This is a genomic window from Thermorhabdus hydrogeniformans, assembly GCF_049310025.1.
In the GTDB taxonomy this organism is placed as follows: Bacteria; Bacillota; Thermosediminibacteria; order Thermosediminibacterales; family Tepidanaerobacteraceae; genus JBJYKD01.
Genome location: NZ_JBJYKD010000026.1, coordinates 1 through 25,031, shown reverse-complemented (window position 1 = coordinate 25,031; position 25,031 = coordinate 1). Strand labels below are relative to the sequence as shown.

Annotated in this window: 25 protein-coding genes and 2 riboswitches; of the genes, 23 read left to right on the top strand and 2 right to left on the bottom strand. The window is 53.0% G+C overall.

Features of this window, described 5'->3' with window-relative positions; genetic code table 11:
• Positions 1-94: 94 nt before the first annotated feature.
• The 19 genes from atpG to ACKX14_RS11940 all read left to right on the top strand — a co-directional run bounded on the left by atpG (position 95) and on the right by ACKX14_RS11940 (position 18,033).
• On the top strand, positions 95-907 hold the full coding sequence (atpG, locus tag ACKX14_RS12030) for an ATP synthase F1 subunit gamma (RefSeq protein ID WP_422447957.1): 813 nt from the start codon (positions 95-97) through the stop codon (positions 905-907).
• Positions 908-921: 14 nt separating this feature from the next.
• Entirely contained in the window at positions 922-2,412 is a 1,491-nt protein-coding gene (gene atpD, locus ACKX14_RS12025) for a F0F1 ATP synthase subunit beta (RefSeq protein WP_422447955.1), read from the top strand.
• Positions 2,402-2,671, top strand: a complete 270-nt coding sequence (locus tag ACKX14_RS12020) for a FoF1 ATP synthase subunit delta/epsilon (protein WP_422447953.1) — start codon at positions 2,402-2,404, stop codon at positions 2,669-2,671. Before atpD ends, ACKX14_RS12020 begins: the two co-directional genes overlap by 11 nt.
• A 51-nt stretch (positions 2,672-2,722) precedes the next feature.
• Positions 2,723-3,469, top strand: a complete 747-nt coding sequence (locus tag ACKX14_RS12015) for a YwmB family TATA-box binding protein (RefSeq protein WP_422447951.1) — start codon at positions 2,723-2,725, stop codon at positions 3,467-3,469.
• Positions 3,470-3,493: 24 nt separating this feature from the next.
• Entirely contained in the window at positions 3,494-4,744 is a 1,251-nt protein-coding gene (murA, locus tag ACKX14_RS12010; protein WP_422447949.1) for a UDP-N-acetylglucosamine 1-carboxyvinyltransferase, read from the top strand.
• A gap of 105 nt (positions 4,745-4,849) precedes the next feature.
• A complete protein-coding gene (gene spoIID, locus ACKX14_RS12005; protein WP_422447947.1) occupies positions 4,850-5,860 on the top strand; it encodes a stage II sporulation protein D in 1,011 nt (336 codons plus the stop codon).
• 111 nt (positions 5,861-5,971) lie between these two features.
• Complete coding sequence (locus ACKX14_RS12000; RefSeq protein WP_422447945.1) at positions 5,972-6,934, top strand: peptidoglycan DD-metalloendopeptidase family protein; 963 nt, start codon at positions 5,972-5,974, stop codon at positions 6,932-6,934.
• Positions 6,935-7,106: 172 nt separating this feature from the next.
• Positions 7,107-8,285, top strand: a complete 1,179-nt coding sequence (locus ACKX14_RS11995) for a COG1470 family protein (protein ID WP_422447943.1) — start codon at positions 7,107-7,109, stop codon at positions 8,283-8,285.
• A 2-nt stretch (positions 8,286-8,287) separates the two neighbouring features.
• On the top strand, positions 8,288-9,256 hold the full coding sequence (locus ACKX14_RS11990) for an ABC transporter ATP-binding protein (RefSeq protein WP_422447942.1): 969 nt from the start codon (positions 8,288-8,290) through the stop codon (positions 9,254-9,256).
• Complete coding sequence (locus ACKX14_RS11985) at positions 9,234-10,262, top strand: ABC transporter permease (protein WP_422447940.1); 1,029 nt, start codon at positions 9,234-9,236, stop codon at positions 10,260-10,262. The genes ACKX14_RS11990 and ACKX14_RS11985 overlap by 23 nt, the downstream gene beginning before the upstream one ends.
• Before the next feature lie 146 nt (positions 10,263-10,408).
• The gene (locus ACKX14_RS11980) at positions 10,409-11,851 is read left to right on the top strand and encodes a PIG-L deacetylase family protein (protein WP_422447938.1); all 1,443 of its coding nucleotides are present in this window, start codon (positions 10,409-10,411) and stop codon (positions 11,849-11,851) included.
• A 193-nt stretch (positions 11,852-12,044) separates the two neighbouring features.
• Complete coding sequence (gene spoIIID, locus ACKX14_RS11975) at positions 12,045-12,293, top strand: sporulation transcriptional regulator SpoIIID (protein ID WP_422447936.1); 249 nt, start codon at positions 12,045-12,047, stop codon at positions 12,291-12,293.
• Between the two features lie 95 nt (positions 12,294-12,388).
• Complete coding sequence (gene mreB / locus ACKX14_RS11970) at positions 12,389-13,390, top strand: rod shape-determining protein MreB (RefSeq protein ID WP_422447934.1); 1,002 nt, start codon at positions 12,389-12,391, stop codon at positions 13,388-13,390.
• 33 nt (positions 13,391-13,423) lie between these two features.
• Positions 13,424-14,191, top strand: a complete 768-nt coding sequence (gene flgF / locus ACKX14_RS11965; protein ID WP_422447932.1) for a flagellar basal-body rod protein FlgF — start codon at positions 13,424-13,426, stop codon at positions 14,189-14,191.
• An 84-nt stretch (positions 14,192-14,275) separates the two neighbouring features.
• A complete protein-coding gene (flgG, locus tag ACKX14_RS11960; RefSeq protein ID WP_422447930.1) occupies positions 14,276-15,082 on the top strand; it encodes a flagellar basal-body rod protein FlgG in 807 nt (268 codons plus the stop codon).
• A gap of 17 nt (positions 15,083-15,099) precedes the next feature.
• Complete coding sequence (locus ACKX14_RS11955) at positions 15,100-15,414, top strand: rod-binding protein (protein WP_422447928.1); 315 nt, start codon at positions 15,100-15,102, stop codon at positions 15,412-15,414.
• Positions 15,415-15,487: 73 nt separating this feature from the next.
• Positions 15,488-16,567, top strand: a complete 1,080-nt coding sequence (locus ACKX14_RS11950; protein WP_422447926.1) for a phosphodiester glycosidase family protein — start codon at positions 15,488-15,490, stop codon at positions 16,565-16,567.
• 28 nt (positions 16,568-16,595) lie between these two features.
• Complete coding sequence (gene fabZ, locus ACKX14_RS11945; protein ID WP_422447997.1) at positions 16,596-17,018, top strand: 3-hydroxyacyl-ACP dehydratase FabZ; 423 nt, start codon at positions 16,596-16,598, stop codon at positions 17,016-17,018.
• Positions 17,019-17,100: 82 nt separating this feature from the next.
• Complete coding sequence (locus ACKX14_RS11940; protein WP_422447924.1) at positions 17,101-18,033, top strand: hypothetical protein; 933 nt, start codon at positions 17,101-17,103, stop codon at positions 18,031-18,033.
• Positions 18,034-18,088: 55 nt separating this feature from the next.
• Here ACKX14_RS11940 and ACKX14_RS11935 read toward each other — a convergent pair whose 3' ends face one another.
• Positions 18,089-18,829 carry an alpha-ribazole kinase gene (locus tag ACKX14_RS11935; protein WP_422447922.1) on the bottom strand — a complete coding sequence of 247 codons (741 nt, stop codon included), beginning with the start codon at positions 18,827-18,829 and terminating at the stop codon, positions 18,089-18,091.
• A 58-nt stretch (positions 18,830-18,887) separates the two neighbouring features.
• Positions 18,888-19,388, bottom strand: a complete 501-nt coding sequence (locus ACKX14_RS11930; RefSeq protein ID WP_422447920.1) for an ECF transporter S component — start codon at positions 19,386-19,388, stop codon at positions 18,888-18,890.
• Positions 19,389-19,482: 94 nt separating this feature from the next.
• A riboswitch (cobalamin riboswitch) is annotated at positions 19,483-19,656 on the bottom strand.
• A gap of 150 nt (positions 19,657-19,806) precedes the next feature.
• A riboswitch (Lysine riboswitch) is annotated at positions 19,807-19,981 on the top strand.
• Positions 19,982-20,152: 171 nt separating this feature from the next.
• On the opposite strand from ACKX14_RS11930, the gene dapB reads away from it, so the two are divergent.
• From dapB to dapA, 4 genes are all read left to right on the top strand, one after another.
• A complete protein-coding gene (dapB, locus tag ACKX14_RS11925) occupies positions 20,153-20,962 on the top strand; it encodes a 4-hydroxy-tetrahydrodipicolinate reductase (RefSeq protein ID WP_422447918.1) in 810 nt (269 codons plus the stop codon).
• 78 nt (positions 20,963-21,040) lie between these two features.
• Positions 21,041-22,048 (top strand): aspartate-semialdehyde dehydrogenase, encoded by a 1,008-nt coding sequence (locus ACKX14_RS11920; protein ID WP_422447916.1) that lies wholly within the window; start codon positions 21,041-21,043, stop codon positions 22,046-22,048.
• Between the two features lie 12 nt (positions 22,049-22,060).
• Complete coding sequence (gene dapG / locus ACKX14_RS11915; protein WP_422447914.1) at positions 22,061-23,284, top strand: aspartate kinase; 1,224 nt, start codon at positions 22,061-22,063, stop codon at positions 23,282-23,284.
• Positions 23,285-23,402: 118 nt separating this feature from the next.
• Positions 23,403-24,287: a 4-hydroxy-tetrahydrodipicolinate synthase gene (gene dapA / locus ACKX14_RS11910; RefSeq protein WP_422447912.1), complete on the top strand. Its 885-nt coding sequence runs from the start codon at positions 23,403-23,405 to the stop codon at positions 24,285-24,287.
• Positions 24,288-25,031 lie beyond the last annotated feature (744 nt).

Genomic DNA, 25,031 nt, shown 5'->3' with positions numbered 1-25,031 from the left:
GTCAGGTGAGGGGGAGGACCAATAGCCGGGAAAATGAGAATGTCTCAAAAAGTATAAGGCTGCGAAGATGCGGTTTATAGACGGAGATGGTCGGATGTCCGGAGTAAGGGATTTAAAAAGGCGGATTTCGGGCATAAAAAACATGAAAAAAATCACCGGGGCTCTGTACATGATTTCATCCGTCAGACTGAAAGGCGTCCAGAAAAGTGTGCAGGATTACAACTATTTTCTCGAGAAGCTGCGGGATATTGTCTCACTCATCCCCGCCGGTGAAAAGTTCGCCGGTGAAAGCCCGCCCCTGGTTATCGTTATGGCGTCGGACAGGGGCCTTGCGGGGGGATACAATGCCGGCGTTTTAAGGCTGGCCCGCGAAAAAATTGACGGCTTGAAGGCAAAAGACATAATAACCATAGGTGAAAAGGCAAGGAAATTTTTTGTTCAAAAAGGCCATTCGCCGTTGCTTTGGTACACGAACATGGAAAAGGAACTTCCACCGACGGTCCTGGAAGAGATAACGGGAAAAGTCTTTGAAGCCCATAAAAATGGTTCCGCGGTGTACACGGCCTATACCCGGTTTATCAGCCCCGCAAAGCTCATTCCGGAGGTCGTGAAAATGTTGCCTCTGGAAAGAGGGCGAAAGGTAAAGGAGGAAATCATTTTTGAGCCTTCGCCGCAAGAACTCCTGAATTTGATACTGGAATTTTACGTGAAATCAACCCTTCAAGGCCTTTTTCTGAATTCTTATGCCTGCGAACAGGCCTCCAGGATGAGGGCTATGGAGAGTGCAGCCGACAACGCCGACGACCTGCTGGAAGAGTTGACCCTGAAGTTTCACACCGAAAGAAAAGCCGTGATAACGAGGGAAATCACCGAGATAGTAAGCGGCGCCGAAAACTACCTGCACTAGAGGGAAGTGAAAGCATGCCGGAAACACGGGCGATTGACGTGGAAAAACGGGATATGGGGGAGATAATTTCCGTCGTGGGGCCTGTGGTGGATGTGAGGTTCCCGGAGGGAGATCTCCCGCCCATATACACCGCCCTGGAAGTAATCGCCGAAAGGCTCGGGCGGCCGCAGGAAGGCCCCCGGGATCAGAATGAGGGGAAACCTTTGAAAGTGATTGTGGAGGTAATGCACCATCTGGGGAACGACACGGTCAGGTGCATAGCCATGTCCTCCACCGACGGGCTCATAAGGGGAATGAAAGTGAGGAACACCGGAAAGCCCATAGAGGTCCCCGTAGGGGAAGAAGTCCTCGGGCGGGTTTTCAACGTGCTGGGGGAACCCATCGACGACAAAAGTGGAATAGAAGTGCGGGAGCGCTGGCCCATCCACCGCCCGGCGCCGCCCTTTGAAAAACAGGAGACCAGGGAGGAAGTCTTTGAGACCGGCATAAAGGTGGTGGACCTGCTGGCGCCGTACTCCAGAGGCGGTAAGATAGGCCTTTTCGGCGGCGCCGGGGTGGGCAAGACTGTGCTCATCATGGAACTTATCCGGAACATAGCCACCGAGCGTCAGGGCTATTCGGTCTTCGCGGGGGTGGGGGAAAGGACCCGGGAGGGAAATGAACTCTGGCTGGAGATGAAGTCTTCCGGGGTACTGGCCAAGACGGCCCTGGTGTTCGGCCAGATGAACGAACCGCCCGGAGCCAGGATGCGGGTGGCCCTGACGGCCCTCACCATGGCCGAGTACTTCAGGGATGTGATGGGCCAGGACGTGCTCCTCTTCATCGACAACATATTCAGGTACATCCAGGCCGGCTCGGAGGTGTCCGCCCTGCTGGGGCGAATCCCGTCGGCGGTGGGCTACCAGCCCACCCTTGCTGTGGACGTGGGCATGCTCCAGGAGCGCATCACGTCCACCAAAAAAGGAGCCATCACATCGGTGCAGGCCATATATGTACCCGCCGACGACCTGACAGACCCGGCTCCCGCCACCACCTTTGCCCACCTGGACGCCACCACCGTGCTCTCCAGGCAGGTGGCGGAGCTTGGGCTTTACCCGGCCGTAGACCCCCTTGATTCCACTTCCAGGATTCTGGACCCCAGGATCGTGGGCGAAAGACATTATGCCGTGGCACGGGGTGTTCAGGAAATCCTCCAGAGGTACAGAGAATTGCAGGACATCATTGCCATTCTGGGCATCGACGAGCTTTCCGAGGAAGACAGGTTGACGGTGGCCAGGGCCAGGAAGATACAGAGGTTTTTGACCCAGCCGTTTTTTGTGGCGGAAGCCTTTACCGGAACGCCGGGAAGGTACGTAAAACTGAAGGATACCGTAGAAGGTTTTGCCCGGATAATAGAAGGGGAGTGCGATGACCTGCCCGAATCGGCCTTTTACATGGTGGGCACCATCGACGAAGTCTTCGAAAAAGCCGAGAAAATCAGGGGGAGAAAGAAGCGTGCCGTTTGATGTGGAAATCGTGGCGCCTCATAAAAAAGTGGAAAAAAGGGCAAAAAAGCTGATTCTGCCGGGAGTGGAAGGGGACCTGGGCGTGCTTTCCGGGCATGCTCCCCTCATTACCGCATTGAGGTCCGGCAAAATTACTGTGGTGGGTGAAAATTTTAGAGAATATTATAAAGTAGATTCAGGTGTTTTACAGGTCCGGCCCAGCGGGGTTAGCATCGTGGCTGGGAATTTTGAGGAGGTCGATCCCGGGGCGGAGGCATAACCGGCCGGATTCTGGCAATAATCATAATAAAAAGAAAGGCGGGGGCGTATTATGAAGTTTTTAAAAATACTGATTTTAGGAATGATATTTTTACTGGCGGTCCAGGCGGTCACCGTCGGGTCCACGCAAAAGGATCCTCTGGAAGCGGCGCTTTCCGTTTCGGGCGCGAATTTCGAGCTTGTGGATATGGTGGACTGGTCGATCATCAACCGGGATTTCTTGAGTTTTGAACAGATGGAGCGGATAAAAGACCGCATTATCGCCGTATTCGATGGAAACGGACAGAATTTCAAAAGCACGAAGGAATCTGACGAAATGTATCGAATATTAAATACAAAGGGGAAGCTAAAATCGGGAGTCTATTTGCAGATAATCCTTCAAACGGTAAAGTTGCCCGAAGAATACGAAAAGGAGCCCCAAACCTACCTGGTGGTGACGGCTACAGGCAAAGATTTTGACGCGTTTAAAAGCTTGAAGTCGAAAATTAAAGAAGCCGTTGTGTTAAGCGGCGGCATGTCAAGAATTACCACTTGTATTACCGCCAGCTTCAATGGTAAACTGGATAAGGTGGAACAGGACCGGATCATTGAAAAAATCACGTCAAGCCTGAAAGCGACAAATCTGCAAAAAATGGAGGATAACGCCACCACCAGTCTGGTGGGCTACAGTCCCTTGCTGTCGGAAGGCGTTGAAATTCTGGGAGAAAACTACAACATCAATATAGCCGTGAGATATAATTCCGAAGACGACAAGACTTATTTGTGGATGGGAACACCGGTGATTTCAGTGGAATACTAACTAACTTTTTCGGGGGGAAAGGACTTGTCAAGTTTCGTTATAGAAGGCGGCAGGAGCCTGAAAGGAACCGTTAAGATTAGCAGCGCTAAAAACGCGGTGTTGCCCGTTATTGCAGCTTCGCTGCTTACCGAATCGGACTGTATAATAGAGGATGCACCTGAACTGGAAGATGTAAAAGTAATGAGAGAGGTTCTTGTTTCCCTGGGAGCCAGAGTTTCCCGGGAGGCCGATTCAATCAGGATAAATTCCCAAAAAATAGATTCCCATGAGGCCCCTTATGACCTGGTCAGGAAAATGAGGGCTTCTTTTTTGGTAATGGGACCGCTCCTGGCAAGAAAGGGGCGTGCCAGGATTTCACTGCCCGGCGGGTGCGCCATCGGTTCAAGGCCCATTGACCTGCATCTGAAAGGCTTTGCGGCACTTGGGGCCGAAATCGAGCTGGGGCACGGTTTTGTGGAAGCAAAGTGCGAGAGGCTCCGGGGAGCCACCATTTATCTCGATTTCCCCAGTGTCGGAGCCACCGAAAACATAATGATGGCCGCCGCCCTTGCCGAAGGCCAGACCGTTATAGAAAACGCCGCAAAAGAGCCGGAGATCATCGATCTCGCCAACTTTTTAAATTCCATGGGAGCTCACGTGCGCGGTGCCGGGACCGACATAATCAAGATTGAAGGCGTAAAAGAGCTCAAGGGCATTTCATATACCGTCATCCCCGACCGGATAGAAGCCGGTACATACCTTGTAGCCGGTGCCATAACCGGAGGAAACATTTTTATTGAAAACGTGGTTTCCGAACACCTGAAACCGGTGATAGCGAAGCTGAACGAGTGCGGGGTCAAAATCGTCGAAGAACCGGAAGGATTGAGGGTTATAGGCGGCGGAAGGCCCAACCCGTCCGATGTGAAGACGCTGCCATATCCGGGATTTCCCACGGACATGCAGGCGCAGGTAATGGCGTTTCTCAGCCTTGCCAGAGGCACCAGCATGATCATCGAAACGGTTTTTGAGAACCGCTTCATGCACGTGGAAGAGCTCAGGCGCATGGGCGCTCACATAAAAATCGACGGCAGGAGCGCGGTCATAGAGGGAGTCGAAAAGCTTTCCGGCGCTCCGGTAAAGGCCACAGACCTGAGGGCCGGGGCGGCGCTGATCCTTGCAGGCCTCGCCGCCGAAGGCACCACAACGGTTATGAACGCCCACCATGTGGACAGGGGCTATGTGGATATCGTGAAAAAGCTTAAGGGTCTCGGGGCGGCCATAAAAAGGACGGAATGAATCATATCCCGGCGGCGCGGCTAATAAAATATATGTGAACGGCCTGTATCCGGTGCCGCATAAAAACCCGGCGCCAGGGAGGTTGCCGGAAGCCGGAGGGATATGATGAAAAAGGCGGGGTATTATTATATTTTTTTTATCTTTATTGTGGTCATAGTCATCCCCGGGCTGGTGGTCAAGAGCTGCGGGCCTCTGGCACCTGAAAAACCTGTCCGGCCTGATGAGGCGGGGCAAAAAGGCGGGGCGGATAGTATCGCCCTTTACATAAATTCCAGGAAGAAAATAGAGTACATACCCCTGGAGGAGTATGTTGTCGGCGTGGTGGCCGGTGAAATGCCCGCCGGTTTTGATATGGAGGCGCTGAAGGCCCAGGCGGTGGCGGCCAGGACGTATACTTATAAAAGGTGGAAAAAGGCGGGCGGAAGCGGCTGCAGCCTCCATCCGGAGGCCGACGTCTGTGACGACCCCACCCACTGCCAGGCCTGGATAACAAAGGGCGACATGCTGAAAAAATGGGGGATTTTTTCCTATTACCACTATTACAGCAAGATAAGACAGGCGGTAAAGGCCACCGCCGGCATGGTAATTTTTTACCGGGGGCAGCCCATTGACCCCCTCTTTTTCTCCACCAGCAACGGAAAGACCGAAAATTCCGAAGACGTCTGGGAAAAATACGTGCCCTATCTCAGGAGCGTCACAAGTTCGGGCGAGGAGACCTCCCCGCGGTTTATAGAGGTAAAGCAGGTGCCTGTGGAGGAAATAGTGAGCAAGCTGCGGGAAAAATGGCCCGACATGGTGATAGACCCCAAATACCCCGAACGCCAGTGGAAGGTGCTGGAAGTAAGTGAAGGCGGCCGGATAAAGAGCATGCAGGTTGGCAACAAAGTTATAAAAGGCACAGAATTCCGCATGCTTTTCGATCTTAACTCTACCGATATAAAATGGGAACGCACGGGCAAAAGCATTAAATTCACCTGTGTGGGATACGGACACGGAGTGGGCATGAGCCAGTACGGCGCCAACGCCATGGCCAGGAAAGGATTAAACTACGTGGATATCCTCAAGCATTATTATACCGGGGTGGAAATTCAAAAAATGAATACCGGTTCAATGTAGACTGCAAAAATTGCGGGATGATTTCTCGGGGAGATTTTTCGCCCGGCGGCAGGGAGGAAAGTTTTGTATAAATAAGGAAAATTCTGGCCAAACTATTTATGAGGTGATTTTATGTACCGATTCAAATGGCCGGTGAAATTTTCCTTATTGAAATCCGCCGGGAAATTTTTGAGACCGTCCGGGAGAATCAGCCTGCCGGGACATTTTAAAAAGATGTCTAAGACGGGCGCTGCCGTTGCTCTCATCACGGCGGTCCTGATTTTTGCCAACGGAGCTTTCTGGCTGTTCAGGGCCTACCACGGCGGGCTGCCCGGCGGTGGAGCAAAAAGCCGTGAGCCCCGGGAGTGGGAGATAAACATGAATGAAAAGCACCTGGATGAGGAAGAAGTAAGAAAACAGTACGGCGTGAAAGAAACGGGAGACAAAACCGGCAGCGTAAACGAAAATACGACTGAAAAAGCCGGAAATGAGAGCGGACGGGATTCCATGATAAACCAAGCCTTAAAGGCCGGTAAAGAGGAGGAGAAACCCGGAGAAAAATCCGCCGCATCATCCGGCGGCGCCTTATCCGTTGGAGCCGACGAAGTCGCGACGGGTGGCGAAAAAAACCGGGCTGAAGAAAATTCGGTTTTGCCGGCGGGCGCAGAACCGGCCCTTGCCGCCATGGCCATGCCTGTCATGGGAAAAGTGATAACGGATTACGCCGTCGACAGGCTGGTTTATTCCAAAACCCTTGAGCAGTGGAACGCACATCACGGCATAGACATAGCGGCTCAGCAGGGTTCACCGGTTAAGGCCGTAATGGACGGCACTGTGGTGGAGATAAGGAAAGACGACCCCCGGCTGGGGGTGGTGGTGGTCATTGACCACGGAGGGGGGATAAAGACCGTTTACGGCAACCTGGCGTCCGACAAGCTCGTCCAGAAGGGCCAGGGTGTAAAAAAAGGCCAGGTGATAGGGGCGGTGGGCAAGACGGCGCCTTACGAAATAGAAGATCCTCCGCACCTGCACTTCGAAGTGTTAAAAGGCGGCAGCAGCATCGACCCCCAACGGTTCCTGCCAGAAATCGATTGAGTTTTTTTCATTTTAAAAGAGAGGACCATAAACTGCGGTCCTCTTTTTTTATTTCAGCTTGAAGGTCTTTTCTCTCAAAATCCTAACAAAATCCTCACAATTTTTGCAACTTTATGTTTTAAAATATAAAGGAATATGTATGAAAATTAAACAGAGGGGTGGGTGATGATGCGTGTTAAAGTTATTGCGGCCGGCGGGTGTTAAGCCGGCGAAAGTGCTCCTGCCGGCGGCTCTGTTCCTCATTTTATTTATATTTGTGGCAGCGACCGCCTACGGCGCGGGAAATCTGTCGCTCTCTACTTCCTATCCCGGTGTGACCGTCCAGCCGGGAGGCAGCATAACTTTTCCGCTGACCATAAGCGGCCTGTCCGGCTCTGTTGACCTCAAAATAACCTCAAAGCCCGCCGGATGGACGGCGGGGATTTACGGCGACGGCATGAAAGTCCACAGGGTATATGTGCCCGCAGGTGGCCAGGGTCAGGCGGAACTACGGGTACAGATACCCCAGGAGGCAAAAAACGGCAGCTATGACCTGGTGGTTGAGGCCGCAAGCGCGAATAACCGGGCCAGACTGCCCATAAACCTCAGGGTGAGCTCCGGCGAAAGCGGGGCCGACAGGATGGAGGTGCAATACCCGTCGCTTTCAGGGCCCGATACGGCCAGTTTCAATTTCCGGGCGACGCTGTACAACAACAGCGGCCGGGCGCGTTTTTACAGCCTCGGGGCCAGGGCTCCGGAGGGCTGGCAGGTGTCCTTCAAGCCGGCTTACCAGAGCAATCAGATTACAAGCCTGAGCCTGGAAGCCGGAAGGTCGCAGGACCTGGACATAATCGTTGAGCCTCCCAAAGGTGTGAAGGCCGGGAAGTATACGATAACGGCGGCGGCTGTGTCCGGCAACGAGACCGCCAAAGCAGACCTGGAAGTGGTGATTTCGGGCACATACCGCCTGGACCTTACCACACCTTCCGGCCGCCTGAACGCCGATGTGACGGCGGGGCGCAAGGGCTCCCTGACACTGCAGATTGAGAACAAGGGAAGCGCTGACCTGCAGGGGATAAGCTTTTCCGCCGACGCGCCCCCGGGCTGGGCCGTTACTTTCGACCCTGCCGGCATAGACCGGCTGAAAAGCGGAGAAAAACGGCAGGTAACGGCCTTTATCACCCCGGACGGCAAGGCCATCGCCGGAGATTATGTGGTAAGCCTTACCGCTTCAGCCAGTGAAACCTCCGCCAATGCCGACATACGGGTGACCGTTCACACCTCCACGCTGTGGGGCCTGGTGGGAGCGCTCATAGTGGTCGGGGTAATATCCTGGGTGGGCTGGACATTCAATAAGTACGGGCGGCGATAACCATGCAGGAACAGATTGTGATCGAAACCCGGGACCTCACAAAGGTTTACGGTTCCATTACCGCCGTGGACCGCCTGAATCTGACGGTCTATAAAGGCGAGATTTTCGGACTGCTGGGGCCCAACGGCGCGGGAAAGACCACCACCATCCTGATGCTGCTGGGCCTCTCGGAGCCCACCTCCGGCAGCATCAGAGTGGCTGGATTCGACCCAGTCCAGCAGCCTCTCGAGGTAAAGAGAATAGCGGGATATATGCCCGATAACATGGGGTTTTACGATGATATGACCGGCCGTGAAAACCTCCGCTACACCGCCAGACTCAATCGAATTCCGCGGGAGCGGGCGGAAAAAATGATAGAAGAGCTTCTGGTTAAAGTGGGTCTGGAGGAAGCGTCGGACCGCAGGGTCCGGGAGTACTCCAGGGGTATGCGCCAGAGGCTGGGAATAGCTGACGTGCTCTTAAAAGACCCGGAGGTGGTCTTTCTCGACGAGCCGACCCTGGGTCTCGATCCGGAGGGGACGCAGGAACTTCTGGATCTCATACTGGAACTCGGTAAAAGCGAAGGCAAGACCATACTCATATCCTCCCATCTCCTGTACCAGGTCCAGGCCGTCTGCGACCGGGTGGGGATTTTTGTAAAGGGGAGGTTGGTGGCTTGCGGCAGGATATCCGAGCTTGCCGGAGAACTCGGCGGCGAAGAAGTGATAGAACTCCGGGCCGGGCCTCCGGAGGCTTTTCCCGAGGATGCGGTTAAGGCCGTACCCGGCGTGGAAGCCGTAGAAAGACAGGGGGACACGGTCATGGTCACATGCTCGAGCCGGGGCCTGGCGCCCGGGATAGCAAGAGAACTTGTGGCCAGGAATATGGATATATACCATCTAAAGGTCCGCGGCTGCGACCTTGACGACATTTACCGCCGTTATTTCCAGGAAGGGGAGGCGAGAGTTGATGTTCCCGGCACTGCCCGTTAGAAATGTTGTAAATAAAATAGGAAAATTAACAGGAAGGGCTTCCGCCGCATCCGGCCAAAGACGGATTTCGGCGGGGCTGGAAGCGGTATTCGCGAAGGAACTGGCAGACCAGCTTTCCAGCATCAGGTTCATCATCCTGTTTTTCCTGATAACTCTCACCGGAATCGCTTCTTTTTACTCGGCGGCTCTGAACATAAGGGCCAATACCGAAGGTCCCGCGGCGGAATTCATCCTGATCCGCCTCTTCACAACTGCCGGGAATTCTCTTCCGCCCTTTACCTGGTTCCTTTCGCTGCTGGGGCCTCTGGTGGGGCTTTCCATGGGATTTGACGCCATTAACGGCGAGCAAAACCGTGGGACTCTGACCAGACTCCTGGCCCAGCCCATATACAGGGACGACGTGATTAACGGCAAGTTCCTGGCGAGGCTTTTTGTGCTGACCTTGATGACCCTGGCCCTTGGAGGCTTTGTGGCGGGCATGGGCATTCTCCTGACAGGAGTGCCGCCCACGGGAGAAGAGGTTTTAAGGCTGCTGCTGTACCTCGCCTTTAGTGTGGTGTATATGGCCTTCTGGCTGGCGCTGGCGATGCTCTTTTCCCTCATGTTTCGCCAGGCGGCCACGTCGGCGCTGGGCGGGATTGCCCTGTGGCTCTTCTTTTCCATCTTCGTTCCTCTGCTGGCCGGCATGGTGGCGGATGCTGTTTACCCAGTGACCGACGGGTCCGATGCCATGACCCAGCTTTATAATGCACGGCTGGCACAGGGCTTGAGCAGGCTGTCTCCCTCCACGCTGTACAGCGAAGCCGCTGTAACCCTTCTGTCCCCCGGTGTGAGGACGCTGGGGCCGGTGCTGCTGGAACAGGCCTACGGCGCCATTCCCGGTTTTTTACCCCTGGGGCAGAGCCTGCTTCTGGTGTGGCCGCACCTTACAGGCCTCGTCGCCGGCACACTGGTTATCTTCGGCATAACCTACACCCTTTTCCTGCGCCAGGAAATCCGGGCGTAGAGAAATGGGGAAAATGGACGGCGGTTTGCAATGCTGGATTTATTATCCGGCATATTTTTTTTGATATATATGATAAAATTATGTGCAAAGGATCATAAAAGACTATTAAAAATTCAAAGGAATGCTATTTAAAAAGGCGATAGGCAATGAGAAGAAATCAAATTCTGACTTTAGTTTTACTATTCTTTGCGGTTATCTACGTGTTCGGAATAACGTCGTATGTTTTTTCAAAGGCATATTATACTGTGGGCGTTCCGGCCATGTCAAATATTGCCGAATCTCGCGTAACTACCGGTGACAGGATTCTCGTTATAGCGCCCCATCCGGATGATGAAACCATAGGCGCGGGCGGCCTTATTTTTCGCGAAAAGAAACTCGGGAAAACCGTAAAAGTCGTTATAATGACAAACGGTGATGGCTTCAGGAAGGCAGCGGAAAAGATTTTCCGGGTGCGTCGGCCACAACCGGCGGACTATATTGAACTGGGTAAAATCCGCCAGCAGGAGGCCATTAATGCCCTGGCGAATCTGGGGCTTGCTTCAAAGGATGTTGTTTTTCTGGGATACGGTGACGGGAGCCTGGCCGCTCTGTGGGACGGCTACTGGGATCATACGCAACTTTATAAGGCAAGAAACGGTTACTCCCGTTCGCCGTACTCGAACAGCTTTGAAAAAAATGCACCGTATTGTGGAGAAAATGTCGTCAAAAATTTGATGGAGATCTTTGCCGAATACAGGCCGACAGACATATTTTATCCCGATCCGGACGACATGCATCCCGACCACTGGGCCACCAGCAACTTTGTAAAATTTGCCGTGGAGGAATTAAATTATAAACCGAGGCTTTACACTTACCTGGTCCACCATTACCAATGGCCCGACCCGCTTTTATATGCACCGGGGGCGGAACTCCTCCCTCCCGTGGCTCTGAAATCTGTGGGAACCGACTGGCATGTATACCCTCTTGACGGAGAAGAAATAGAAACAAAGCACAGGGCCATGCTGGAGTATAAATCTCAGTATAAAGTTATGCCTGAGTTTCTGGATGCCTTTATCCGCAGGAACGAACTCTTCGGCACTTACGTCGACGGAAGTTTCGCCGTTGACTCCCGGTCAGGTGCGGACTTTGCAAAGGATGGAGAAATGCCGTACACGGTTATCCGTTCCAGTGTCGAAGACAATCCGCTGCTAATGATAAAAGGCAGAGATGATATAAAAAATGTGGCTTTTTTTGCCGACAACGATTTTTATTACCTTGGCATTGAGACCAGGCAAAATATTTCCGCCGGAACAACTTACGTGTTAAATGCGAGATTTATTTACAGCGGGGATAGACTCAGAAAATTAAAGTATGTCATAAGTGGATACCGGGTTGAGGCGGTAAACGACTCCGGTAAACTCATAAAAATAGAAGATATAACGGCGGACTTTTACAAAAATAAGCTCTGGGTGAAAATGCCGAAAAATAAGTTTTTAATGCCCGAAAAGGTATTTTTAAATGCCGAAACGTATGATATGGGCAGGAAAATAGATAAAACGGCCTGGAGAATGGTGACACCGTCAAATACTCGAGAGACTCCGAACAGATAAAGCTGGTACTTAAGAATCATTCAGTATCATGCTTCGACTGGCGGGCAGAGCGCTTCCGAATTTCTGAAAGAACCTGCTATGATAAATCGCTCGTTATCTCAGTTGAAAATGGCAGGTTCTTTTATTTTTTGTCTTCTAATATAGGGCGGACCTTCATATATATTTACTAAAATTGCTTGTAGGGGGAATCACCGTGAAGGATTACATGAGGGAGCGCATTATGGAGATTGCGGCATATATTATTGAAACCAAAGCCACCGTAAGACAGGCCGCCAAAGTCTTCGGGGTTTCCAAAAGCACGGTGCACAAGGACATGACCGAGCGGCTGCCGGAAATAAATTCTGAAAAAGCCAGGCTTGTAAAGGAGGTTCTGGAATACAACAAAGCGGAGCGCCATATAAGGGGAGGTAGGGCCACCAAGAAAAAGTATCTGAACATGTGACAAACTTTTAAGTCCAAAAGAAGGAATTTCAATAAAAATGTAGAATTTAAATCCTTGAAATGTTGTTAAAAATATCAGGAGGTTACATTTTTTTCATGGATATAGGCATTGATTTGGGAACGGCGTCAATACTGGTTTATATCAGGGGCAAGGGGATTGTGCTGAGGGAACCATCCGTGGTGGCCATGGACAGGGACAGGGGCAAGATGCTGGCCGTGGGGGAGGAAGCCAGGCGCATGATCGGCAGGACGCCTGGAAATATTGTGGCCATCAGGCCTTTAAGAGAAGGGGTCATTGCCGATTACACCACTACCGAAATCATGCTGAAGTATTTCTTGAGCAAGGTGATCCCTCGCAGGCTTTTCCGGCCGAGGGTTATGATATGTGTGCCGGCCGTGATCACCACCGTGGAAAAAAGGGCCGTCATCGAAGCCGCTACGGCTGCGGGAGCACGGCAGACGTTTCTCATCGAGGAACCGGTGGCCGCCGCCATAGGCGCGGGGATAGATATATCCAAGCCCTTCGGGAGCATGGTCGTCGATATCGGAGGGGGGACTACCGATATCGCGGTGCTTTCACTGGGAGGCATAGTATGCGGCGAATCCATCCGGGTGGCCGGGGATAAGTTTGACGAGGCCATTGTGAGGTACGTAAAAAAGGAATTCAATCTGATGATCGGCGAAAGGACCGCCGAAGAGGTCAAAATCAACGTCGCCACCGTTTTTCCGGAGGCGGGTAATGAAAATGATTCCATAGAGGTAAGGGGCAGGAGCCTTGTGAGCGGCCTTCCCCAGAACGTCAGGATAACCGCCGCGCAAACCTGCGAAGCCCTCCAGGAGCCGGTAGAACAGATAATCAACGCCATATTCGGCATCCTGGAAAAAACTCCGCCGGAACTGGCGTCCGATATCAGCGAACGGGGCATAGTCATGACCGGCGGCGGTTCGTGCCTGAGAGGATTGGCCAAACTGATTTCCCACAGGACCGGTATACCGGTTACCGTGGCCGAAGATCCGATTTCATGTGTGGCTCTGGGGGCGGGCAGGGCCCTGGAGAACCTGGACAAGCTGGGTTCCGGCGCCGTTTATACCAGATAGAATTTTAATCCTGCAAAAAGGGGAGGTGAACACATGTTAAGGGGACTTTATACGTCGGCTTCCGGCATGCTGGCCAACATGGAGAGGACCGACGTTATATCCAACAATATAGCCAATGTCGGCACCACAGGTTTTAAGAAAGACAGGGTCATAATGAGGGCTTTTCCCGAAATGGCGCTGTACAGGCTCGACGACCCGGAGACCGTCCCGCCGGGAAAACCTGTAGACTGGAGGCCTTTTATAGGTGTGCTGGGGACGGGGGTGACGGTGGATGAAATAAATACCAACTTTTCCCAGGGACCGATAAAGACCACCTCAAACCCGCTGGATCTTGCCATCGAGGGCGAAGGGTTCTTCGAAGTCCTGACGGGGGAAGGCGTGCGCTACACCCGGGACGGCAGTTTCACCCTGGACAGGGATGGATTTCTTGTTACCAGGGAGGGCTATTATGTTCTGGGGGAAAACGGCCCCATTGCACTGGGCCGCAGCGGTGATATTACGATAAACGAACGGGGAGAGATATTTTCTGACGGAAACTTTGTGGCAAGGCTTGTGGTGGTGGCCTTTCCGCAGCAGGCGCCTCCGGCCAAGCAGGGGGACAACCTGTACGTCTCCGCGGCTCAGCCGCTGCCGGCGCAGGCCCGGATCATCCAGGGCGCACTGGAAGGCTCCAACGTCAACTCCGTATCCGAAATGGTGGACCTCATAACGGCTTTCAGGGCTTATGAAGCCAACCAGAAGGCGGTTCAGGCCGCCGACGAAACCCTGGGCAAGGCCGTAAACGACATTGCTCGAATATAATGTTCAAAGGGCCGGACCGCATCGCGGGGGCCCTCTGCCGCCGAACGACCGAGGCGGCGTCCTAAATTCAAGGAGGGATGTATTATGATGCGGGCGCTTTGGAGCGCCAGTTCTGGCATGCTGGCGCAGCAGCTCAATGTGGATACCATTTCAAACAACCTGGCGAATGTCAACACCTCCGGCTTTAAAAAAAGCCGCGTGGAATTTAAAGACCTTCTTTATGAAACACTGAGGAGGCCCGACGTCTACCAGATGGGGCTGGGGACCCCGGTGGGAATCCAGGTGGGGCACGGCGTGAGGCCGGCCGCCACTGCCAGGACCTTTACCGAAGGCAATCTCCAGCAGACGGGCAATACCTTCGACCTTGCCATAGACGGCGAGGGGTTTTTCATGGTGGAAAGGCCTGACGGCACCAGGGCCTTCACCCGGGACGGCTCCTTCAAGGTGGCCATTGACGGCACCGACAGGAACCTGGTGACTTCGGAGGGATACTATGTGCTCAGCGCCGACGAAGATTACATAACCATACCCGAAGGTTACAGCGACATAACCATATCGGGCGACGGGCTCATCACCGGCAAAGACGAGAACGGCAACATTCAGGAGCTGGGCATGGTGGGCATTGTCAAGTTCCTCAACCCGGAAGGACTGCTGGCCGCCGGAAACAACCTTTTCGAACAGACGGCGGCTTCAGGCGAATACCAGCTGAAACAGGATCCGAGCGAACCGGGATACGGCTCCATACTGCAGGGATTCCTGGAGATGTCCAACGTCCAGGTGGTGGAGGAAATGGTTAACCTCATAACAGCCCAGAGGGCTTACGAGATAAATACCAAGGCCATCCAGACCGCAGACGAAATGCTGGGTGAAGCCAACAATCTCCGCAGGTAGAGGAGCGCTGGATTATTATGGATATGTTGAGTCGCGATACGGGTATTCCCGGAGCGTATAAACTTGCTGCCTATGAGGCACAGCGGCCGGGCGGCGCAGCGAATTCCAGGGAAGCCTTGAAAGAGGTTTGCAGGGAATTCGAGGCCATTTTTATGAACTACCTCTTAAAGAAAATGAGGGATACTGTTCCCCGTAACGGTTTTTTTGAGCAGGGAGTATCCTACGACATAATCCAGTCCATGCACGACGAAGCCCTGTCCGTGGAACTGGCCAGGGGCGGCGGGATAGGTCTGGCGGACCAGCTTTACACGCAGCTGTCAAAATACATCTAAATTTAATTTTTTCAAGAGGGCGGGCTTAAAAAAGTCCGTCCTCGGCGTTTATAAAAGACGCGCTGGCGGGAGGGTGATTAAATTAAAGACCGTTTTTTTGATGGCCGCACTCCTGGCCAACCTCATGACCAGGGGATATGTGTCCGGGGACGCTCTCAACTTTGAAGAAATGGAAATCGCCGCCGGCTCCGGGCGGGAAAAGGCCTACGTAATTACTATAGACCCTGCCAGCCCCGAGTTTACCATTAAACCCGTGCTCTCCCTCGACCAGGTCTTTGGCTTTGAAACCCTGGAAGAAATGGCTGAAAGGTCAGGGGCCATTGCGGCGATAAACGGGGGTTTTTTCCACTCTTACGGCCAGCCTGTGGGCCAGGTGGTCATAGACGGCGAGTGGATAACCATGCCCACGGGGGAAGACCCGGTGTTTTTCATCGACAGACGGGGCAGGCCCAGGCTTTTGCCGGTAAAGGCCAGGGCTTACGTGGAGATAAACGGGGAAAGATTTTATTTAGACGGCCTCAACCGTTCCGGCGGTTCCACGGAAGCTGTTCTGTATACTCACCGTTACGGTTCCACCACCCGGCAAAAGCCCCTCGGGTATAATGTGATAATTAGCGAAAATAGAGTGCGGGGTGTGGTCAAAGGGTCTTTTACGGAAATACCGTCCGGCGGCAAAGTTCTGTATATCGGCGAAAAATCTTTTTTAAAAAACCTTATTTTGCCAAAAATAAAAATAGACGTGCCGTTAAAATCGGGTGTTGCGGTGGATTATCCGCCGGGGGTCTCGGCAGAAGATATGAAAAACGCCTTTGAGACGGGGCCTTACATGATAAAAGACGGGAAGGTGACGATAAAGCGGTGGGAGAAAAGGATAGGGCTTACGACCATTCCGGTGGCCCGCAGCGCCGTCGGGTTATCGGAGGACGGCAGGGTGATTTTTGTAACCGTCGAAGGCACCGGGCCGGGCAGGGGCGTAAGCCTGCAGCGGCTGTCCGCTTTTTTGCTCGGGATGGGGGTGAGGCAGGCGGCGGCCCTGGACGGCGGCGCTTCGGCCACCATGTACTACGGCGGCAGGATTGTGAACAGGCCGTCGCTGGGTTTCCCGAGGCCCATAGGCACCGGTGTCGTTATTAAGGGAAGGCTGTGGAATTGAGAGACTTAAATGGAGAGGAAGATGAGTGTTGCTCGGTATTGAAGAAATTCAGAAAATAATACCGCACCGTTACCCCTTTTTGCTGGTAGACAGGATTCTGGAGCTGGAGAAAGGCAAACGGGCGGTGGGGATTAAAAACGTCTCGGCGGGGGAGGCTTTTTTTCAGGGACATTTCCCGGGAAAGCCGGTCATGCCCGGTGTCCTTATAGTGGAAGCTCTGGCTCAGGTAGGTGCCTGCGCCATACTGAGCCTTGAGGAAAACAGGGGTAAAATAGCCCTTTTTGCCGGTATCGACGGCATGAGATTTAAAAGGCAGGTGGTTCCCGGTGACTGCCTGACTCTGGAGGTGGAACTTACCAGAGTCAAAGGCCCGGTGGGTAAAGGCAGGGCCAGGGCCACCGTGGATGGGGAACTTGCGGCTGAAGGGGAGCTCATGTTTGCCCTCAAGTAAATAAATAAAAGGGTCTGGGTCAACGGATAAAGACGCATGGAAGGGGAAAAATATTCTTAAGGTGAACGTCAGGGGTGATTATATGAACTGTCAAAAAGCCTTAAGGATATTTTTCATATATCTGCTGGCGTTGATGCTTGCAGTTTCGAGTTTTGCAGTAACCGGCGGATGTTCAAGGAAGCCGGCAAAATCCCCTTCCAGAGGTTCCGGTTCCGAAAAGAAGGAGTCTCAAGCCCTGCAAAAACTCCAGGCAGATGTGGAAAAGCTTGTTAAGGATTTTGAAAAAGAGTATTTGAAAAAGGCCGCCCCCTCTCCCACGTCTCAGGGGAGGGGAGCCGGGCAGGCGGGTCAGGGGCAGCAGGGCGACCGGCAAAGCGGTGGGCAGGGCGGACAGAAAGGCGGGCAATCTCAGGGCAAAGGTCAGGGAGGGGGTCAGGAGGGTGGCCAGCAGAGCGGCCAGGGCGGCATGCAGGGGCAGGCGGGACAGGAGTCGGAACCCGACTGGGCCAAATTTGAACAGGCCGTCACCCAGATACACTCTCAGTGGAACAGCTTCCAGCCCGAAGCCATGAAAAACGGAGCCACCCCCGACATGGTGGGCGCCTTCAGCGCCAACCTCAACCGGCTCACCATGACCCTTACCCGGCAGGATTTATATCAGGGATTGCTTTCCGCTAACGACCTCTACGAAAAAACCGTCTCCTTTGAAAAACTGTTCAAAACCAAGTCGCCCCCCGAAGCCAAAAATATCCTCTACAATATAAGAAACGCGCTGTACAGGGCTTTGAACAACGAGGAAAGCGAGGCGTCGTCGGCAATGGCCAAAGCTCTTGCCGGCTGGGAAATAGTTAAGGCTCAGCTTAAAAATATGGATACCGCCGGAAAGGTGGAATTTTCATTGAAAGAATTCCAACAGGCCCTTGCCGAAAAGGACCCGAACCTAATAAAAATCAAGGCTCAAATCGCGGAAAAGAATATCCAGGATGCGATAAAGTCCATGGAAATGCAGCAGTAACAGCAGTTTTAAACCCGCAGGTAGATGGGTGCAGGCCGATGGGAGCTTATGGCCTTCAAACATCAATGACGCCCAATAAGTATACCGGCTGGGAACACGTAAGTTTTAAATCCTCGGAGCTGGTAACCAGGACGCATGTGGCCGGGCCGGCGGATTTTTTTATGTCCAGCGGCACATTATCCTGCCAGGTCAGTGAAAGACCCAGATGTGACACCAGGAGCTCCGCTTCGCCTTTTATGCCTTTGGAACCAACGGGAATTATGTCATGTATGCATGGAATCTGGGAAAGCTTTCTTACCAGATTTGTGTCGGCGATCCGGGAGTCGTTTAATTTTACCTCGTCTCCCACCCTGGGCATCCCGACACAGTAAAGCCTGTCTCCGGCCCGCGTTCTGTTCACGCGCAGGTCGCTTTTTTTTGCTATTCCGGTTACCGTGACGCCGAGGCCTGTCTGACAGGTGAGGATGTTTTTTTCTGTGCTGATGACCACGGGCAGGTCCAGGCCGGCTTCGCACAATTCCTCCCTGATTCCCGCCAAGATTTTTTCCCCGGTGGGTGACGGCTCGCAGCATACGGCGGCCGCCACCGCCTTTGGGGCGGCCCCAACGGCCAGGGTTTCCATCAGGGCCACCCGGCAGGTGAACCTCCCCACCACGGATGCCGGTACCTTCACCACATCCCTCCGCTTCTCACCAATCCCCCCCGCGGAATCGCATGCTATCGTGAGATAGAAGTCCCCCGGAATATCTACAATGCACACATCCCGGTTTGAGGGCAGGATTTTGTTTTCTGCCAACTTTTTCCCCTCCAGTGTAATCTATGGTTTTATCTTTGCGTAGAAAGTGGTTTCACATCTATCTATTTGACAGAGATGCTTCATCCGGTTTGAAAACCGCCGCCACGGCCCTGTAAACCAGGGCGGCCAAGGCCACGTTGGCAAAAGAAGCCGAGAGCAGCGGAATAACCATGGCGGCAAAAAAACCAAAGCCAAACTGCGGCAGCGGGATAAAACTGGCCGGCGCCACTATCCCGTTTAGAAGCGTGGCTGCGACCACCGCCAGTGGAAGGCTGAATCTTTTGAGCCGGCCGTACACCCAGGCGAAAACGGCCATCTCCAGGGCAATAATCAAGTGCAGGGGCAGGGTCAAGGGAAATCCGGCTAAAAAACCGGTAAAAAGGTGCCCCAGGGCGGCGGTGACTGCACCGTATCCGGGGCCCAGAAAAAGGGCGGCCAGAAACCCCGGGGCCGAATCGAAGGCAACCGTCCCCGTGGGGCTTGGCAACTTGATGGCGGCCCCCGCGGCGCTTAGGGCAATAAACATTCCCGTCAAAACCAGATTTTTTGTTTTTTGCATGATCCTGAACCCTCCTGTATTTATTGTTTTTAACACAAATGAAAAAGCCCGCAGTCTAACATGCATTAGACCGCGGACTTTACCATCATCCCCGGAATCAAAACCTCTCAAGGCAGGTCTCCTGGCTCAGGTTCACAGCCGCTTAATCCTTCCCGGTTTCCCAGTGGATACATTAAGCCGCTCCCCTTTACAGTGGCGGGACCGCGCCGGACTTTCACCGGTCTTCCCTATTCTCCCCCAAGGGGGCACCTCGAGAGGGTTGCTGCAATTTTACTGATATTATTATATAAAAAAGCTGTCGGTTGTGTCAACAAATAAGAAAATCATTGCAATATTAAAAAAAAGAGCCGAGAAAAAGCTTGACATGGCATGGAAGTTAATGATAATATAATAAAAATTAATACCCCTGTCGGCAGAGGGGTGAGGTAGAGGTTGCGATAGCCAAGAGTACCGCCGGTGAGTTGGGGGCGATGATCCGGCGGGAAAGGGGCGTTCGCCGAAGTCCGGGAATTCCCGCGTTCCCGGGCTGGGGTCGCATTTAAGAGGTGCGGCACTGTCACCAGAGTGTTATTTGGTGGAGCGCTATCTCACAACCGTGGGAATTTTTTTAATTTGTGTAAAACGGTTATGAGCTCTGGTGCCATAATCGTTTTAATTTTATGATTTTTTATTCGGAACAAAATCGCCTGATCGCGGAAAATGGGCTGCTGTTTGTTTACCGGTCTGCATATAAATATATAAAAAACTTGGAAAGGATGAGTGTCATGGTTGCGGGTAAAATTAAAGTCATCGTGACAGGCGCGGCCGGGAGGGTCGGGAGGGAAATTTCTTCCGCCATTCTGGAACAGGAGGATATGGAACTGGTGGGCGCCGTAGACGTGGCGGGCACGGGGCAAGACCTGGGAGAACTGGTGGGGAAAAAACAAACAGGAATAATTGTGGAAAAAGACCTGGAACAGGTTATCAAAAGAACCGATGCCGAGGTAATGGTAGATTTCACCAACAGCCAGGCTGCCCTGGAAAACGCGCGGGTGGCCGTTTTCAACGGAGTGAGGCCTGTTATAGGTACCACCGGACTGGCTCCGTCGGATATTGAAAAACTGCGGGCCTGGTGTGAGCAAAACCGTACCGGTGCTTTCCTGGCGCCCAATTTTGCCATTGGCGCGGTTTTAATGATGCTGATGGCCAGAATGGCCGCCAGGTACTTCCCGGATGTTGAGATCATCGAACTTCACCATGACGGCAAACTCGACGCCCCATCGGGGACTTCACTGATGACGGCGGAACTAATTAACCGCGAACGGGGGCATGTGGAAGAGGCCAAAAGGCCCGAGCTGGAGAAATTACCCAACGTCCGCGGAGGAAGCCTGAATGGCGTAAGAATCCACAGCGTCAGGCTTCCGGGGCTGATAGCCCACCAGGAAGTGATATTCGGCGGATTGGGTCAGATATTGAGCATAAGGCACGATTCCACCAGCCGGGTGTCGTTTGTACCCGGTGTTCTCCTGGCCGTAAGGAAAGTCCGGGAGCTTCAAGGGGTGGTTATCGGGCTGGAAAACTTGATGGAGTTCTGACGGTCTTTTGGCAAGCACCTTTTTCAGGTATTTATAATAAAATAAATTGATGCAACAACTTCTGGAGGGATATGAGAAATGAAGAAATTGAACGTAGCTGTAGTCGGGGTGGGCGCTGTGGGGAATACCATCCTGGAAGTGCTCAAAGAGCGCCGGTTCCCCGTAGGAAATTTAAAATTGCTGGCCACCAGGCGCTCGGCCGGGAAAAAGATAAAATTCGGTGACAGGGAATACGAAATCGAAGAAACAACCCCGGAATCCTTTAACGGCGTGGACCTCGCGCTGTTTGCCGGAGGAGAGGCCAGTTTAAAATTCGCAGGCGAAGCCGTAAAGCGCGGCGCCGTGGTCATCGACAACAGCAGCAATTTCCGCCTGGATCCCCAGGTGCCGCTGGTGGTGCCGGAAGTAAACCCCGACGACGTCAGGTGGCACCGGGGCATCATCGCCAACCCCAACTGTTCCACCATTCAGATGGTGGTGGCTTTAAAGCCGCTCCACGATGCCGCGAGGATTAAGCGGGTGATTGTTTCGACTTATCAGGCCGTATCCGGCGCGGGCCAGGAAGCGATGGACGAGCTGATAGAACAGACCGGTGCGGTGCTGGCCGGTGACATGATGCCGCCAAAGGTTTTTCCGCACCGGATAGCTTTTAACCTTATACCTCACATAGATGTTTTTATGGAAAACTCCTACACAAAGGAAGAAATGAAAATGGTATATGAGACCAGGAAGATGTTCCACGACGACAGCATTCTCATTAGCGCCACAGCCGTCAGGGTGCCGGTGCTGAGAAGCCATTCCGAAGCCGTTACCATTGAGACCGAAAGAAAGCTTTCCCCGGCGGAGGCCAGGGAGATACTGAGCAGGGCGCCGGGGGTGGTCGTGATGGACGACCCCGGAAAGGCGATTTATCCAATGCCTGCGGATTGCTCCAATCGCGACGAGGTATTCGTAGGCCGCATCAGGGAGGACATATCCTGCCCCAGCGGGCTGTGCATGTGGGTTGTGGCGGACCAGTTGAGGAAGGGCGCCGCCACCAATGCGGTCCAGATAGCCGAATTGTTATTGAATTACGGGTTGATATAGGTGGGGGCAAAAATGAAGATTCTGGTACAGAAATTTGGAGGAACATCGGTGGCCACACCCGAAGCGAGGCGGCGGGTGATAGAAAAAATAATTAATGCCCGAAAGCAGGGTTACCGGCTGGTGGTCGTGGTTTCCGCCATGGGGAGGCGGGGCGCCCCTTATGCCACCGATACCCTGAAGGGTCTTCTGGAAGCTTCGGGTTCAAATGTATCTCCGAGGGAGATGGACCTTATCCTCTCCTGCGGGGAAATCATTTCCGGCACCGTTTTAACCGGTTCCCTGCAGGCCGCAGGATTCAAGGCCATCTTTTTAACCGGGGCCCAGGCGGGCATTATCACCGACAACCGGTTCGGAAATGCGACCATACGCAGGGTGGACCCCGGCAGGATACTGACGCACCTTGAGGAGGATAAGATCGTGGTGGTGGCCGGCTTCCAGGGAATAACCGAGGACGGCGAGATCACCACTATTGGCCGGGGCGGGAGCGACACCACGGCCGCGGCACTGGGAGTGGCCCTGGATGCGGAGGCGGTGGAAATCTATACGGATGTAGACGGCATCAAGACGGCGGACCCCAGGATAGTGAGCGATGCCAGAACCCTTGATACTGTTACATACAATGAAATCTGCCAGCTGGCCCATGAAGGCGCCAGGGTGGTGCATCCCAGGGCTGTGGAAATTGCCATGCAAAAAAACATCCCGCTGAAGATAAAATGCACTTTCAACGATGAACCGGGGACGGTGGTTACAGGCGCCGGGGTGTTTAAGGAGGGAGGGGCCACAATATTAAACGGGAGGGTAATTACCGGCATAACCCAGATTCCCGGTTTGACTCAGCTCAGGATAAATACCGGCGCGCTTGAAGACAAAACACTGCAGGTCAAAATGCTGAAGGCCCTGGCCCGGGCCGACATAAGCATCGACTTCATCAACATTTCTCCCGAAGCAATGGTGTTTACCGTAAAAGATGAAGTCAGCTCGCGGGCGGTCCGGATAATCGAGGACATGAAGATACCGGTGGCCGTGAAAAAGGGCTGCGCCAAAGTGGCCGTTGTGGGAGCGGGGATGACGGGCGTCCCTGGAGTCATGGCAAACATCGTGGAGGCCCTGGCGGAAGAGGGGATTGAGATTCTGGAATCCGCGGATTCCTACACCACCATATGGTGCCTGGTGGAAGAGGCCAAAATGGAAAAGGCGGTGCAGGCACTGCACAGGAAATTTAATCTGGGTAAATAAGACATGTTTTTTGTAAAACCTAGCGGCGGCAGGCGGCAGTCCGCCGCCGGCGGAGGGTTTTCAGAAAAATCATTATGAAGATAAAATATAAAATTATATTAAAGGGATGGTGGAAAAATTGGTTGATTTCGGTAGAGTCATAACGGCTATGGTGACCCCTTTTGACGATGATCTCGAAGTGAATTTCGAGGAAGCCGGGAGGCTGGCGGTCCATCTTGCCGAAAACGGCAGCGATACCCTGGTGGTGGCCGGGACCACCGGAGAGTCGCCTACCCTCTCGAAGGAAGAGAAACTGGAATTGTTTAAAACCGTGGTCCGCGCGGTAAATGGCAGGGCCCGGGTCATAGCGGGGACCGGCAATTACAACACAAAAGAGACTATAGAACTGACCAGGGCGGCGGAGAAAATTGGGGTGGACGGGGTATTGCTGGTGGTGCCCTATTACAACAAACCCACCCAGGAGGGGCTGTACCGGCACTTTGCGGCGGTGGCAAGGGAAACCTCACTGCCCATCATGCTCTACAACGTGCCCTCCAGGACCGGCTGCAACCTGGAGGCCGCCACGGTGGCAAGGCTGGCGGAGATAAAGAACATTGTGGCAGTCAAGGAAGCAAGCGGCAATATGGACCAGGTTACGACCATCAGGAAAAACACCGGGCCCGATTTCGCCATATACAGCGGGGATGATTCATTGACCCTGCCCATATTATCCCTGGGCGGCCGCGGTGTGGTGAGTGTCGCCTCCCACATCGTCGGAAGAGAAATGCGCGAAATGATAATTGCCTATGAGGAGGGCAGGGTGAAAGAAGCGGCGGAAATTCATGGGCGCCTGTTCCCGATTTTTAAGGCGCTGTTCATGACCACGAACCCCATCCCGGTAAAGGCGGCGCTCGGTATGCTTGGCTTCAAAACGGGTAAATTGAGGCCCCCGCTCTGTGAGCTGGCGGAACATGAGGCGGAAAAGCTCCGCAAGGTGTTAATAGAACAGGGCATACTCAAATGAGCCCGTAAAAAGCCCCTGGTAAACAGAGGCTGAAATTTAAATATCCGGCCGGTGACAATATCACTGGCCGGATTGTACGTGCGCCCGGCACGGGCGGGCTTTTACAGAAAAAGTCTGACGTGGGGCTGGTAGCGGCGACCGTTAGCTGTGCCTTCTCCCCCAGAGAGAAAGGGAGAAGATTTAAGGGTATGATCCTTCAATCAAGCGCTCAGACTGTATCCCTACAGAGCCTTATCCTCTCTGAAAAAGGAGACACACCCACATTTTAAACAGTAATATTTAAGTTCCGTTTGAGCTTGAAAAACAACATCAGCATCGCAATGGATTTCACCAATGACGCTACAGCAGTCATGATACTGCCAACACACTATGAATCCAATAAAGTAATACCTATTTCCAAAGAAAAAGTTAATATTACATTACCTGATTGACCTTACAGCCACTACGTAAAGCGAATAAGTGAGAGGTCAAGGGCCAACGAAGTTCGGGCGAAGCCATCCCTTAACATTGAGTAAGGGAGCTTTATAATGCTGCAAATAAGGTCAATTATGAATAATTTTGTCAGAGGGCGTTTTTTATATAAAAAATAGGACTTGATAATCCATCTTGACACGGACAAATTTAACATTATGTTGACATAAAAACTGTGTAATGCTATTATTTTTGATCACTAGCGTTGCATAAATAAAAAATTCATTTGTCAACCATAAAACAGCAAAGAAAATTAAATAAAACTGAAGAAAA

Bases quoted from the DNA above. Each gene is read 5' to 3' on its own strand.
- ACKX14_RS11955 (WP_422447928.1), top strand. From the start codon at position 15,100: ATGGATATGTTGAGTCGCGATACGGGTATTCCCGGAGCGTATAAACTT.
- dapG (WP_422447914.1), top strand. From the start codon at position 22,061: ATGAAGATTCTGGTACAGAAATTTGGAGGAACATCGGTGGCCACACCC.
- ACKX14_RS11940 (WP_422447924.1), top strand. From the start codon at position 17,101: ATGAACTGTCAAAAAGCCTTAAGGATATTTTTCATATATCTGCTGGCG.
- ACKX14_RS11985 (WP_422447940.1), top strand. From the start codon at position 9,234: ATGTTCCCGGCACTGCCCGTTAGAAATGTTGTAAATAAAATAGGAAAA.
- mreB (WP_422447934.1), top strand. From the start codon at position 12,389: ATGGATATAGGCATTGATTTGGGAACGGCGTCAATACTGGTTTATATC.
- atpG (WP_422447957.1), top strand. From the start codon at position 95: ATGTCCGGAGTAAGGGATTTAAAAAGGCGGATTTCGGGCATAAAAAAC.
- ACKX14_RS12015 (WP_422447951.1), top strand. From the start codon at position 2,723: ATGAAGTTTTTAAAAATACTGATTTTAGGAATGATATTTTTACTGGCG.
- ACKX14_RS11930 (WP_422447920.1), bottom strand. From the start codon at position 19,388: ATGCAAAAAACAAAAAATCTGGTTTTGACGGGAATGTTTATTGCCCTA.
- ACKX14_RS11980 (WP_422447938.1), top strand. From the start codon at position 10,409: ATGAGAAGAAATCAAATTCTGACTTTAGTTTTACTATTCTTTGCGGTT.
- dapB (WP_422447918.1), top strand. From the start codon at position 20,153: ATGGTTGCGGGTAAAATTAAAGTCATCGTGACAGGCGCGGCCGGGAGG.
- ACKX14_RS12000 (WP_422447945.1), top strand. From the start codon at position 5,972: ATGTACCGATTCAAATGGCCGGTGAAATTTTCCTTATTGAAATCCGCC.
- flgF (WP_422447932.1), top strand. From the start codon at position 13,424: ATGTTAAGGGGACTTTATACGTCGGCTTCCGGCATGCTGGCCAACATG.
- ACKX14_RS11920 (WP_422447916.1), top strand. From the start codon at position 21,041: ATGAAGAAATTGAACGTAGCTGTAGTCGGGGTGGGCGCTGTGGGGAAT.
- spoIID (WP_422447947.1), top strand. From the start codon at position 4,850: ATGAAAAAGGCGGGGTATTATTATATTTTTTTTATCTTTATTGTGGTC.
- ACKX14_RS11990 (WP_422447942.1), top strand. From the start codon at position 8,288: ATGCAGGAACAGATTGTGATCGAAACCCGGGACCTCACAAAGGTTTAC.
- flgG (WP_422447930.1), top strand. From the start codon at position 14,276: ATGATGCGGGCGCTTTGGAGCGCCAGTTCTGGCATGCTGGCGCAGCAG.
- atpD (WP_422447955.1), top strand. From the start codon at position 922: ATGCCGGAAACACGGGCGATTGACGTGGAAAAACGGGATATGGGGGAG.